Annotated in this window: 13 protein-coding genes; all 13 read right to left on the bottom strand. The window is 41.1% G+C overall.

All coding sequences use genetic code 11. The features are described 5' to 3' along the window. Positions 1-370: 370 nt before the first annotated feature. The 13 genes from DWY37_RS09675 to DWY37_RS09735 all read right to left on the bottom strand — a co-directional run bounded on the left by DWY37_RS09675 (position 371) and on the right by DWY37_RS09735 (position 13,386). A complete protein-coding gene (locus DWY37_RS09675) occupies positions 371-2,746 on the bottom strand; it encodes a VirB4-like conjugal transfer ATPase, CD1110 family (RefSeq protein WP_117813352.1) in 2,376 nt (791 codons plus the stop codon). Positions 2,747-2,838: 92 nt separating this feature from the next. After that, the gene (locus DWY37_RS09680) at positions 2,839-3,351 is read right to left on the bottom strand and encodes a PrgI family protein (protein WP_008120650.1); all 513 of its coding nucleotides are present in this window, start codon (positions 3,349-3,351) and stop codon (positions 2,839-2,841) included. Positions 3,352-3,363: 12 nt separating this feature from the next. Continuing rightward, positions 3,364-3,774 (bottom strand): DUF4313 domain-containing protein, encoded by a 411-nt coding sequence (locus tag DWY37_RS09685; protein ID WP_117690979.1) that lies wholly within the window; start codon positions 3,772-3,774, stop codon positions 3,364-3,366. Positions 3,775-3,786: 12 nt separating this feature from the next. Continuing rightward, on the bottom strand, positions 3,787-4,629 hold the full coding sequence (locus DWY37_RS09690; RefSeq protein ID WP_008120647.1) for a hypothetical protein: 843 nt from the start codon (positions 4,627-4,629) through the stop codon (positions 3,787-3,789). Positions 4,630-4,683: 54 nt separating this feature from the next. Continuing rightward, positions 4,684-5,058, bottom strand: a complete 375-nt coding sequence (locus DWY37_RS09695) for an electron transporter RnfA (RefSeq protein WP_117715677.1) — start codon at positions 5,056-5,058, stop codon at positions 4,684-4,686. A 246-nt stretch (positions 5,059-5,304) separates the two neighbouring features. Next, complete coding sequence (locus tag DWY37_RS09700; RefSeq protein ID WP_117715678.1) at positions 5,305-5,958, bottom strand: helix-turn-helix transcriptional regulator; 654 nt, start codon at positions 5,956-5,958, stop codon at positions 5,305-5,307. A 182-nt stretch (positions 5,959-6,140) separates the two neighbouring features. Next, positions 6,141-8,336, bottom strand: coding sequence for a VirD4-like conjugal transfer protein, CD1115 family (locus tag DWY37_RS09705; RefSeq protein WP_118332348.1), 2,196 nt, complete (start codon positions 8,334-8,336; stop codon positions 6,141-6,143). A 6-nt stretch (positions 8,337-8,342) separates the two neighbouring features. Then, a complete protein-coding gene (locus DWY37_RS09710) occupies positions 8,343-9,461 on the bottom strand; it encodes a PcfB family protein (RefSeq protein ID WP_118540721.1) in 1,119 nt (372 codons plus the stop codon). Further along, on the bottom strand, positions 9,461-9,865 hold the full coding sequence (locus tag DWY37_RS09715) for a hypothetical protein (protein WP_117715741.1): 405 nt from the start codon (positions 9,863-9,865) through the stop codon (positions 9,461-9,463). The genes DWY37_RS09710 and DWY37_RS09715 overlap by 1 nt, the downstream gene beginning before the upstream one ends. A gap of 9 nt (positions 9,866-9,874) precedes the next feature. Next, entirely contained in the window at positions 9,875-11,059 is a 1,185-nt protein-coding gene (locus DWY37_RS09720) for a hypothetical protein (protein WP_118332346.1), read from the bottom strand. Positions 11,060-11,089: 30 nt separating this feature from the next. Then, positions 11,090-12,514 carry a relaxase/mobilization nuclease domain-containing protein gene (locus DWY37_RS09725; RefSeq protein WP_118540783.1) on the bottom strand — a complete coding sequence of 475 codons (1,425 nt, stop codon included), beginning with the start codon at positions 12,512-12,514 and terminating at the stop codon, positions 11,090-11,092. 10 nt (positions 12,515-12,524) lie between these two features. Beyond that, positions 12,525-12,857 (bottom strand): plasmid mobilization protein, encoded by a 333-nt coding sequence (locus tag DWY37_RS09730; protein WP_005340557.1) that lies wholly within the window; start codon positions 12,855-12,857, stop codon positions 12,525-12,527. A 4-nt stretch (positions 12,858-12,861) separates the two neighbouring features. Next, positions 12,862-13,386 carry a multidrug transporter gene (locus tag DWY37_RS09735; protein ID WP_118332345.1) on the bottom strand — a complete coding sequence of 175 codons (525 nt, stop codon included), beginning with the start codon at positions 13,384-13,386 and terminating at the stop codon, positions 12,862-12,864. Between the last annotated feature and the right edge of the window lie 71 nt (positions 13,387-13,457).

The raw sequence follows: 13,457 nt of genomic DNA on the forward strand, positions 1-13,457 counted from the left end.
ATTTCCTCTTTACATCTTAAACAATCCATCTTTATTCCTCCATAAACTTCAAATTTTCTTTTCCCTAATAATTACAAATATTCCTTGGAAATTGCTTCCACACCATACATTTCCATAAATGCATCCAGGTCCGCTGCATCCCCAATCAACATATTCTCGTCAAAGTGTACGATAAGCATATCTTAAAATCCAGCCACATGTTCTCCGGTACAAATGATACATTTTAGAACTGCTTCCTTATTTATTTTTCATATCGAATCTTATATGCTTTCTTCTTAAAAATAGGGAATATCTAATTTATTATCATCAAGGTCGGACATTCATCCGACCTCTTGATTATACTATAGATTCTATAAAAATTCATCTGTTATCACTGCAGCATTGCTTCTTTTTTCTTCTGTTCCGCAATCTTCTCATGAATGTTGGTATTATACAGCCTGTACAAATCTGTATCCTTACTAATCTGATTATCAAACGGAATCACCACCGAGCCACACTTGATAAGTCCCATTCCCGATGCGGTATTGGTTACAAATCTAAGCTGTGCCTCTGATACTCCGATAACCTCTGCCATCTTGGAACTGTCTGTATTCGCCTGCTTTAAAAGTGCCACAAACTCTGAGTTTGCAAGCATTGTGGTTGCTGTGTAATTCTGCAACAGATCGACTACATTCTGCGTGATACCGGTACAAAGACCTCCCTGCTTTCTTACTTTCTTCCAGAGCTGCTGTAAATATTTCGCAGAATACTCTGAATTAAGTAAGACATGGAACTCATCAATATAGAGCCATGTTGCCTTGCCTCTCTTACCATTCTCAACAATTCTGTTCTGAATGGACTCCATCATAACAAGCATTGTGATAGGACTAAGCTCTGTACCTAAGTCCCTGATGCCATATACTGTGAATCTATTATCCACATCCACATTTGTCTGGTGGTTGAAGATGTTAAGCGAACCATTTACAAAAAGTTCCAAAGACAATGCAATGTCTTTTGCCTCGTCCTCCGGCTGTGCCATGAGAATATCGTAAAAATCACTCATTACCGGGATATACTTCTCTTTGCTCCTTGCAATGTCGATATACAGTTTTCTCACACAGCGGTCGATGATTGACTTCTGTCTTGAATTTAAGCTGTCACCGATGCACTGCTCACAAAGACCAAGCATGAACTCGCCCTTTTCTCTTACCATTCCCTTGGAATCATTCGGATCAAGGCTCCATACATCCATCTCCAGCGGATTCACATAGTTATCCGTGTAGGTGGACATATTTACCACTGTTCCACCATAAGTCTCAGCAATATCAAAGTATTCGTTCATTGGATCTATAACGATTATTTCATCATCTCCCGACAAGAATACGCTGCCCATTTCCATCTTGCAGAAGAAGGATTTACCGGAACCCGGCACACCAAATACAAAGCCATTTCCATTGATGAGCTTCTTTCTGTTACCGATATTCACATTCTTGCTGATCTGGTTGATGCCATAATAGTTTCCTGTGCTGTCATTTAATTCCTGCACATTAAATGGCATAAGCACCGCAAGTGACTGGGTAAGAAGTGTACGCATTGTCTCCACCTGTCTTACACCAATCGGAAGTGCTGTGTTGAGTGCCTCCCTCTGCTTTAAGTAGTGTGTGTCAATCGTGCAGCTGTTACGCTTTCCGATAGTCTCTACTGTCTCACATACACTCTCAAGCTCCTTCTTGCTTTCTGCCATAAGAATAATGGTTACTCCCACAAAGAAAAGGCACTGGTCATTCTCACGGACATCATCCATGATTTCCTCAATCTCCTTTTTCTCCGTCCTTTTGGCATATGAGATTTCCGTAGAAAAATCGTTATTCTTATTACGGACTCTCTGCTGCTTAATGATATCCGACTCAATACCAAGGTATTTCTTCTGAAGCACCTTTGTTGTCAGATCCTTGGGAACAGGCACCACATCAATGCTCGTGATGGAATGAACCGGAAGGGAAGTAATCTCATTGATGAATCTGTCTGACAAACTGCTCGGATACTTTTTGATAAAAAGTGCCTTGCAGAATTTACTCTCATCCTCAAAATGGTCTGGGAAATATTTCACCATCCCATTGCACAGATCATTTCTAAAATCTGCCCCGACCTTCTTTGCCTTTTTGATATCAAAATCAAAGCTGCCCTCATCTCCAAGATGATAATAGTCATAGAGCACTTTCAGTCTCTCATTGCCATTAAGTGGTACAATCTCCGCACCAAGCTCAATGAAAGCCTTGTGTATCGTTGCCTCAAGGGTTGCAAACTGTGCCTTTGCCTCCTCGAAGTTCTTTCTCTCAATCGTGATTGTCAGGTATCTCTCCTGCTCAATCCCCTGTCTGCCCTCAATAATCTTCTCCTCAATGATGTCATTGTAGATTCTTCTATAATTGTTGAAGCCATCGTTTTTCTCAGCAATCAGAACCTTGTCACGGAGTTCATCCATGTTTTTGTTCTTATTGTTGATCGTAATCTTATAATTACAGTCCAGCGAATTTAAGAACTTGCAGTATCTCTCAAATATGCCGATCTGCTCATCCTCCGTTGCTGTTGTGTAATTGATGTCCTGAAAGCGGTAGCATTTGGAATACTTATTTTTGCTTACTTCAAAAATGCCGTTTTCAGCCACCGCCATAATCTCTATGGTTTCCTGAATGGATTTAGGTGTCTTATACAAAGGCTCACTCGCCTTCTTTAATAACTTAAATCCGTCTGTAAATAAACCCATGTCTCTAACCTCGCTTTCTTATAATGAAAGCCCGCCGGGAACTTCACCCTGCGGGCTGTGTTCCCGACCTTGCGGTCAGATACTATTCGTTTCTAATGCATTGCCTTATATGCTGCAATGCCTGCTACTGCCGCCACAATGACTGCGACAAGTCCAAGCAGCATATTTCTCGTCTTTTTCTTCATCGCTTCAAACTCCTCCTGCTTCTTTACAGCCGAATCAGCTGTTACAGTCTCCGGTTCAGCCTTTCTGCCTTTCTTCTTTACCTGTTCATTCTGTTCTGCTTCTAACTGCTTTATTGCAGGCTCTCCTTCTGTTGATACATAGGTAAGCGCCCTGTTGCCAAACATAAAATGCAGTTTCTTTCCCATATACTCGTAGAAATTCATCCCATTAAAGGAATAGAAACCACCAAGTGCAATCGGTGCCACACAGGGAATTGCCACATAAGCAGAACCCGTAAGACCGATATACTTGTAAAGAAGAAGGACGATACCGCCACCAACCACTACGCTTGCAATGGAAAATATAAGCTGCCTTGCAGTAAGTCCCATTGCAACCGATTCCTGATAGCGGTCAATATCCTTGTTTACTTCGATTACCATTGTCCCTGCCTCCTATCTTGATAAATCCTTTATCTCTGGCTTTCTTGTCATTCCGATATTTGCCTCATACTTATCCATTCCATCCGGACACAGTTCTCTAAGCTTATCTACATTGAACAGATAAAGCGGATATTCACAGAAACCGCTCCTTTGCGTGAATCCTGTAAACTCTCCAATGTCATTGTCTGTAATAAACTTTTCAATATCCGGCATGTCATTCACATTCAGATATCCGCAGTAATTTGGTGCTGCAACCGACAAATTCACAGTCACATCCCCAAAAGGCTCCTCATATCCATCTTCATTACACATAAGACCGATAAACATTGCCCTGTTATTCATATACTGCTGGATATCAAATGTCACCTGCGTTTCTCCGGTTATGCTTGAATTATAAGTAACCTGTTTCTTTTCATTATCCATTTCTGCCTCCTTCTATAATCCAAATGCCTTGCTTGTAAGTGTCTGTGCACCCTTCACACTTCCAACAGTCATTGCTATCGTAAATGTCATTTCACACAAATAAATAAGCGTCTGTGCCCAGTCAGCGTAACTTCCTGTAAATGCCGGAAGTCCTGCATTGATAAATGCATTACATACCACAATTGCAAGTGCCATCGTTACTGCCTCAAATACGCATGACAGGAAATATTTGCAATAGGTAGCCATTGTATGACTGACCATTCTGTTTCCTGCCATCGTGGAGCAGGCAATCGCACCAAGTGGCACAATAATCAGAATCTTTAAGAACCTGAAATACACTGTGTAGATGATAAAGAATCCACAGATAATAATGATGATTGCAAGCAAAGCTGTAAGTATCAGCATTACCAGACTTTCACCAAATCCAAGTCCCTTAATGATGTCTGCCTGTGTACTGTCGATGGCAAGCTGCGTCGTTGTCCCGGCAGATATAAGTCCTACCAGATTTCCTATGGAAGTAAAAAATGCTTTCATGATCGTGACATTATTTGCAACAAACCATTCTGCAAGTCCCAGTCGGATAAGCATACGCAGGATTGATTCAAACCTCATCTCATCTTTAACATCTATGCTTTCCGAGCAGAAACCGATAACAAAGAACAGCACAACGAGGGATGAGCCGACCGCTACAAAGACCGGCTCAATACCCTCAATGACTGCCCAGGGACCTCCGCCCTTGAAACTGACCGGTGACTGTCCAAGCATTGCAAAGACCAGGGATATCTGATTGTTCCAAAACCCAAACACTGCCTCAAGAAGTGCAAGGATCTTGTCTCCAAGCTTAAAAATATCCATACTTGTTGTTCACCTCTTTCCTTTTACTAAAAGGGAAAATGCATTTCCCCAATCTTAGAAGCCTAAGAATGTCAGAACTGTTGAAATACCAGCCATCATGACACCTGCTACAATTCCTTTCAGAGCGGAGTTCATAGTAGATGAATCCTGCTGCTGGTAGGCTTGTGCGAACTCCATGACATTCTTTGCAAGAATGATGACACCGACCGCACCAATGACTGCAATGATAAGTGTCTTTAAATTCTCAAGCGGCTGTGTTACTGCGGAAGTATCTCCTGCTGCAAAACAAGTAGTGCTCATAAGCATTACTCCCATAAGTGCTCCGGATAATGCCGGAACGAATCTCTTTTTAAAGTGAATGAATCTGCTCATCATGCCTTTCTCCTCCATCTGATTGTTGTTAGTTGTAATAATCTGTTCTTTTCTCATGTTGTTTTGTCTCCTTTTCGATAAAAAAATAAGCCAGCAGGGATAATCCCTAACTGGCTGTTAAAAGTTACTCTATATGATCAGGCAATGCCTGTTGTAATGATTAAATCGGGCTTTTCCCGATGTGGTATGCTTCAACCACCTCCTTTCAAGGCGCAAAAAAGCACCTTAACCATATTGGCTAAAGTGCTTTTATTAGTTCATTATTAAATTGTGTGTGAATCAGACAAACTTGAATTTTTCTTGTTAATTATTTTTTTGATTGTGGCGTTTCTTATTCCACAGTGAACCTACCAACATACCGATTGCAGAGATTATTGCTCCGGCTACAATCATTCCCAAGTCAGGGGCATTCAGTTTGTAAAAAGCAATGTTGTTTGCCATTTTGAATGTGCCATATTCAGCAAGCATATACATTACGCCAAAGAAAAGAGTGAATGCCCATTTTCCTTTTCCCCAAAAGTTATTTTTACCAATAACAATAGACACAATAAATGTGGATATAGGAAGAATAAACCAAAGAAACATCAAACTGTAACCCATAGCGTCACTTCCACTTGTAAAAAACCAGAACACTATCATTGCAAACGCCCAAATCAAGAGATAGGAGAGAATCGTAATAATCTTGTTTCTGTTGGCATTGCTTTTCACAACATTCGTACTTTCTGCAAGATAATCATAATAGCTTTTCATTTTTTGTTCTCCTTTCAATAGATAGTCAAGAGAGACATCGTAGCATTCGCTCATTTTAATGACGCTGATAATATCTGGATAGGATTTTTCATTTTCCCAATTTGAGATGGTCTGACGACTCACACCCAACAATTCGGCAACCTGTTCTTGCGTCAGCTTTTTTTCAATTCGGGCTGCCTTGATTTTGCATCCAATATCATGCTCCATGCCACTATACCTCCTTGCACTTTTATTGTAGGAAAAACACTCACTATTGTCTACAAAATAGCTTTGACATCACTTATTATGCGTGTCAAAATCCTTTTACATCTGCCAAATTCCGGTTTGTAAAACATATTCATTTCACATAGGCACAGTATACCACATTTCCTGTGCCTATGCGATAACATTTACTGCTTCTTTCTGTATGAACTCATCTTCTCCACAGTAACCTCCGGATAAAAGTAAGTAAGAATCGTTGCTTTGGGAACACCTGCAGCCAGTGCTTTCTTCACCTCTTCTTTCTGCTCCGGCGTATATGACCAGTGCAGCATTCGATTTGTGATTGTATCCTCCCACTTAGGCTTTTCCCTCTCAGGATTCCTTACAGGCTTAGCACCAGCACTTCCACTAGAAGCGTTAGCACTTTCTGAAGCATCTGACTTCTGTGATTCATCAACATACTCAAGCTCATTTGCCTGTTCTCTGTCTATCTTTGCTTTCTGTTCTGCTTCATCCTGCATGGAGAATCTTCTGCTTAATTCCGCATCACCAAGCATCATAAACTGCTCATAGGTAAGAGTGTCTATATACACATTCTCGCCCTTATCCTTCAGTTTTTCATAATACTTAACCGCCTTGTCTGAAAGAATCTCAAATGGCGGACCGATAAGATTATCTGCTCCCCTTATCTGATGAACATAAGGCTCTCCCTTGCCATCTGCTGTCTGGTTAAACATCGGATGATTGAATGGTATGAACTTATTGTCCATGATAGGAACAAAACCACGGATAAAGATAATACACTTTTTGTTATCCAGCTTTCTGACCTCATCGGGTGTAAACAGTTCTCTTCCTAACACATCATAATTCCTTGAAGAGCTTCCCTGTCTGCCCTTTGTCTCTCCGCTTGACTTCTTATCAATCGTACCTTTTCCAAGCAACTCCGACACATACTTATGCGTACTCTGCTCGTTTCCACCGAGATAGATAAACGTATCACAGTTGCCGGGAATTGTCTCCCAGGTATCTTTGAAAAGTGCCTTTAACTGGGCAAAGTTCTGAATGATGATGATACTTGAAATCTCACGGCTTCGCATTGTCGATAACAGCGAACAGAAATCATCGGGCAATGCGACATTCGCAAATTCATCTAACATAAAAGTCACATGGATTGGCAGTCTGCCACCACAGTTAAAGTCTGCCTGATAGTACAATTCCTGAAATATCTGCGTATATAACATACCGATAATAAAGTTATAGGATTTATCACTATCCGGGATTACACAAAACAGTGCTGTCTTTGTCTCCCCATCCCCATTTACTCCAATACCGATATCGGACAGATTAAGCTCATCCTTGGAGAGCAATCGTAAAACCTGCTTATTCTCAAGAAATGCAAGTCTTGAGTTGGCACTGATGATAATGGAACGGACGGTATCTCCTGCACCTCTCATACATTTGTTGTACTGCTTGACTGCCGGATGATTTGCTCCAAGTGGGGAACTCTCCTCTAAAAACTTCATACGCACATCCAGCTTTGATGCCTTCCCCTGCTCTGTAACCTCTGCCTCTCCAAGAAGCTTCAGTACTGTCTCGAAGTTTCTCTTTGCCGGCTGTACCTCCAGCCACACATAATAAAAGATAGACTGTAAGAACAATCCTTCCGCTTTTTCCCAGAACGGATCACTTGGTGTCGCTCCCTTTGGTGTCGTATTGCTGATAAGGTTTGTAATCAGCTTGACCACATCTGTTTCCTCTCTGATATAGGAAAACGGATTGTAACAGTCTGATTTATCCATCTCTAACAGATTTATGACTTTCACATTGTATCCGTTATTCTTTAGCATCTGACCGTAGCTTCTAAGGATTTCTCCCTTTGGATCAGTACAGATAAAAGAACAGTTATGCGGCATCTGCATAAGATTCGGCTTTACTTCATAAAATGTTTTTCCTGCTCCGGAACCACCACAGATAAGTATATTTCCATTGAGCTTGAGTCTCCTGAAATCAAGCGACATCTTCACATTCTGGCTGAGTATCCGATTGAAATTCTCATCCTTATCTGCAAGAATCTTATTGACCTGCTTCGGATTTTCAAATCTTGCCGTACCAAATTCTTTGCCGGGCATATAATTTCTCTGACTGGTGTAATACATGACAATAGCCATCGCATAGATACCTAATGCAATGGCTACTGCTTTTACTGTATTGGAATTGTAATAATTGGCAAAGGGAATTGCACATATATCATTGAATCTGTCCATAAATTCATTGAAGGCAATCCCTTTTGTCCACGCACCATTTATCAGATAACCAAGATACCCGGATAACACTGCACCCACAATAATGAATATCAGTGACGGCTTTTTCTTTGTTGTCTGCATAGGCTGCTACCTCGCTTTCTTTGTGGTAACAGTTTTCTTCTGTGTGGTCTTTTTCTGCTGCTTCTGCACTTTCTCGTAACGCTCCCTGACAGATGACTCCACCTTGTCGTAGTGAGTATAAAGCTCGGTTCCTTTCTGAGTTGTCACCACACGATTCTGCTCATCGTAGAGCTTATAATCCTTGTTTGAATCAAGGAAGGTAAGCATTGTCTTTCCACCATGAATCTCCATGATGTTTTCCTTACGGAGCCATACATATTTTGCCTCTTCTCCCCATGTGCCGGGAACTCTGGTCTTAACAGCATGGTCATTCTCTTCGATAATCAGCTTCTTGCTGATAGTCACATCTGACAGGTTCGCATTCTTTGATGCTGCAACTGCCCTCATTCTCTCAGCAAGGTCCTGATAACCTCTGACACGATTGATAAATGCATCCTTGTCCATCATTACTGTATGGGTGCCATCTTCATTCTTGCTGCCAAGCACACCGATTGTCTCAAGCTGTCTGATAACACTTTCAGCCTGCTCACCATTGATACTGAAATTCTCCTTGACCTGATCCACACTGATAGCTTTCTTTTCCATTGCAAACATTCCGACCTTCTCAATCAGCCCGTCAATGGCGGAATTAACCTTATCACCTTCTATCGTGTGGCTTTTCTCGTTTCCCTGCTGTTTCTTCAAAAAATCCATCAGCTTGCCAAGGGATTTTTCATCTCCATTCTTCAGATAATCGTCAAATGTGGCAATCTTACCAAACTTGAGCTTCTGTATCATCATATTCACACGTGGAACTGCCTCAGTGTGGAAGATAACCTCACTCAATCCGTCTTTCCTGTTACAGTCCGGAAGTACCGAATATAGGATTCCATACTTCTTTGCCGTCTTTTCAACTTTTTTCATATCTTCGGTATTAAACTGTAACACCTGTAAATCGCCACCCTTTAAGAGCAGCTTTCTCATGGATGTCTTGCCTAGTGACTTTTCATAATCAAGCATCCCTTTTAAGAAATCTATTGCCTTCTGCATGGCAGCTATTCCACCACTTCCTACCTTCATGGCAATCTCAATGCCATCATAAGCAACACGGATGATCTGCACCGCTTCCTGAATTTCCTCTGCCATTATCGCACCTCCACTTTTTCTCTGACTGTTGTTTTAAGTGTTTCTGTCTCTGTAGTACGGATTTCCTCGGCTGATACATCAATACCATAAGCAGTCAAAATATCTGCCAGATGATTGATTGCTTTCTCCTCCTCGATACGGTACATTTCAAGTGCCACAAGCAGGTTTTCCACCTGTTCCACCCATGCAGGCTTCATATCATATTTAGCTCTGTATGTGACCATAATCTCGTCCGACTCAGCCTTATCCGCCGAATGTCCCAAAGCTTCAATAAGACAAATCGTATCTTCCTTGCTGCCGCTTCTGAATGCGAACTGAACAACAAAGTTTTTCTCTTCCTCTGTAAACTGATGCTCCACACCATTCATCTCTGTTACTGCTTCATTTACTACTGCTAAATTCATAAGTTCCTCCTAATCTGCCATGCTGTTTTCAAGCACAGCAATCTCAATGATCTCCTTCATCTTTTCCGCTGAAATGTTGTTGTTTATAAGTTCTACAAGCTGTGACTCAGTAAGTCCCTTTTCTATTGCACTCTTAATCTGCACAAGCTGCGCCGGAACAAGGTCTCCTGTTGCTACAAGTCTGACGATGTCTGCTCTTGACCTTTTCTTAAAGGAAAGTCTTGCAAAAAGGCTCGCCACTCCGCTGTTGCTGCTCTTTCTCACACTTCGCTCAATCGGAAGTCTCTGCACCACATTTCCGGTTCCATCAACTACCGGAATCTGATAATAGACCGGAATACCATTTGCCACAGCCTGCATATTCTGCGGAACTGCAACTGTATCTACCATCTTTTTATCTGCCTGTGGTACGGACTGGCTTTCCTGCGGCTCTGCCTTACTTTCTGCCTCTTTCTTATTCTCTGTGGCAACACTTATGATCTTATCTTCCAATGACTCTATTCTGTCTCCCATACGCTTCATCTCCTTATCCTTTTTCTCAATATCATCCCTGAGTCTTGCAATCGTACTGCTTGCCTTATTCAGTTCATTCTGCTGACTGTTGATAAGAGCATCCTTATCCTGGTTCTCCTTGACCAGACGCTCCCTGACTTCCTCATCATCTTTGGAAGTTTCTATTTCAGAAAGCTTATTATTCAGGGCATCATACCTTTCATTCTGGTGATTGATCTTTTCAACCACTTCATCCATCTGAGAAATGAGTGCTTTCACATACTCAGACTCTTCCGGAATCTGTTCCTTGACTTTATTCAGCTGTTCCAGAACTTCCTCATATAATCGGCGCATGGTGATAGGTTTTTCCCCTTTGTCCATGACCTCCTTAATTGTCTGAACAGGTACACCCTTTTCATAAAATTCGAGAGACACCTGCATCTGATGAACCGAATACTTGGTATTCTTGATAATATCAATCACATCTTTTGGAACATCCTTATGCAGACACTCCGATAAAATCTTCATCTGTTCAATGTCGTAGGACTTATTGAGATAAAGGCTGATTTCCTCCTCTGTCAGTCCATATTCATAATCACTTTTTACAAGAGCAATCGTATCTTCACTGAAATGCTTATTTCGGAGAAGCTGCAATTTTTTCTCGATTGCTATCGCACTAAGCGGTTCTCTGTTTTCTTCCATATATGCCTCCTAACTACTAAAAAAACAGCCCTAACGTTCTGGCTGTTCTTTCCTGTCTCGTATTGTCTCTTTATTGTACTGTGCATCTTTTCCATCTGATACGCTGTCTGGAATAAGACTCTTCCATATAGATTTACCAATATTCAACTCTTTGAATACTGCCCTTTCTTTTGCACATGCTTTGGAATACTCCTCTTTATAATGTTTACGCAGTGCTTCCACCTCTTCAAGACCATATCCTTGTGATAAAAGCTTCTGTTTCAAAGTTTCCCATTGCATATGCTCATCCGTAAAAAATTCATCTCCCTGAAGGAAAGACTTCTCAGCAGGTTCTAACTCTTTCATATCATCTGCTATATCAAAAAGTTCTCGACTTCTCTCCCTAGCCTTATAAATGCGGCTTTTCTCTGCTGAGACTTCTTTTCTTTTATCTGTCAATGAGCTGATTACACTGACAAGCTCCTCTGCTGAATGAATGTCATGATTGACAAGGAACAAATACTCCTCCTGCAGTTTATGCATCTTACGGATATCTTCCTTATACTTCCATACCTGACTGTATGGCTTCTTTTTCAGCTTTCCTATCCTGTATAGCTTTGCATAGTATCTCTTTTGAAGCCCCGACATCTTTGCCCTTCGGTATCTTCTCACCTTACACTTACAAAGGACCGGTTGTACCTCTTTCTGCTGTTCCCTGTAAAATGAAATATCCTCTTTTTCTATCCTTTCCCGGATTGCCTCATCAGAATACATGTCCCCTAATGTCTTACATCTGCGAAATCTCGTCATTCCTTGTGGCTTGACCGCCAGATACTTTCCCTGCTTGACCTCATATCCTTTGTCAGATAACAGCTCTAGAAACTGCTCATAATTTCCAGCCTGCAGAATGCAAGAATCCAAGTCTCTCTTGATCATATCTGCCCACACAAAACTGCCTTCACGATATTCGCTCCAGTCCTTATAGCTTTCATGCTCTTTTTCCTTGCTGCCATCATCGACATTAATGATTGAAAGACCATATTCCTGACACAGCTTATTCGTGATTGGCTGGATATACTTTGCCCAGTCTCCCTTTTCATAGCGGTACTTTTTCCCATCCACAAACCTCACACTGTTAAATACAATGTGTGAATGAACATGTGCTGTATTATCATGCACCACATATACTGCCTCGTATGATTTTCCAAGATACTCTTCCACAAATCTGCGGGTTATCTCAAATGCCGTATCAGGATTCACTTCATCTTCCTTAAATGAAAGAATGATATGATATCCCTGCCTTTTATCAACTTTTCCAAACTTCCGTTTGGTCGCTCTCATCTGTTCAAAAGCAGAATCGACCTGACAGTTGATTGAACCTACGAGTCTTCCATCCTGTGTTTTCTCCGGATTCATCACATAATCAAGAGATCTCTTCAGATGTTTTCCGTGAAAATGCCCACCACAATCCTTCATATTAAGGATTTTACTGATTGCCAATCTTTACCACCGCCTCATCTACCTTCTGATTCAGTTTTCGCATATAAGCTATCAGCTGTGTCTTATCTTCCTTGGAATACAGTCCGGCATTATTGTTAAATACTATCTGGTTGATATTTATTCCAATTCTGTTGACTTCATTAATGAGTTCTTTCAGAATTTTCCTTACTTCCGGATAATCATTTGGTTTCTGACTGATAAGAAGACGGATATACTCTGCCTCATTCATTCCATTATCACATGCCTTTTTTGCAAGCATCTTAGCTTCCTCTGGCATTAGTCTTAGTGTTTTCCTAATACAATGAACTTTATCTGCCATAGACTCACCTTCCTCTCTTACCCGTACTATAATCTTTAATTCCTTCTGCAACTGTCACTGCAGCTTTTTCCAAATCATCCCTGCTACTTAGATGACTAATGAATGATTCCACCAAAGCAGCTGCCATTTCATCAATCTCCTTTGCATAACAGGTCTTTTCAAACAATCTGTCCAGCCTCTTTTCATCTGCTTTCAAACTGTCATACTTATCCTGATACTCACTGTAATCTTTAAAATCCTTTGGATCATTCCTATGTGCATCAGCATCAAGTATCAGTTCATAATTCCATTCACAAACAGTATCTATAACATCATCTATCGGGTATGGCTCAATTTCACCATTCTCCTCAGCCTCATCCTGTCTGTACATCTTCCCATCAGAATCTATGCCAATAGCATAATCATGACCTTCCATATAGTTAAGCAGAATTGTAGCATCTTCTATCGAAGGGTTAAGTAAGATATCAAATGTATCTGCCCAGGCAATCAGTTCTTCTGGTTTTGAAAATAACGTAACTTCTGCATCCATTGCTTCCTTGCACCTCCTTATCCGTGTTTTGTAAATATTCACCAAAGCTCCAGTCTCCGGTTAGTCCCCGG

The sequence above is a fragment of the Roseburia sp. AF25-13LB genome (assembly GCF_003478915.1).
In the GTDB taxonomy this organism is placed as follows: Bacteria; Bacillota; Clostridia; order Lachnospirales; family Lachnospiraceae; genus Roseburia_C; species Roseburia_C amylophila.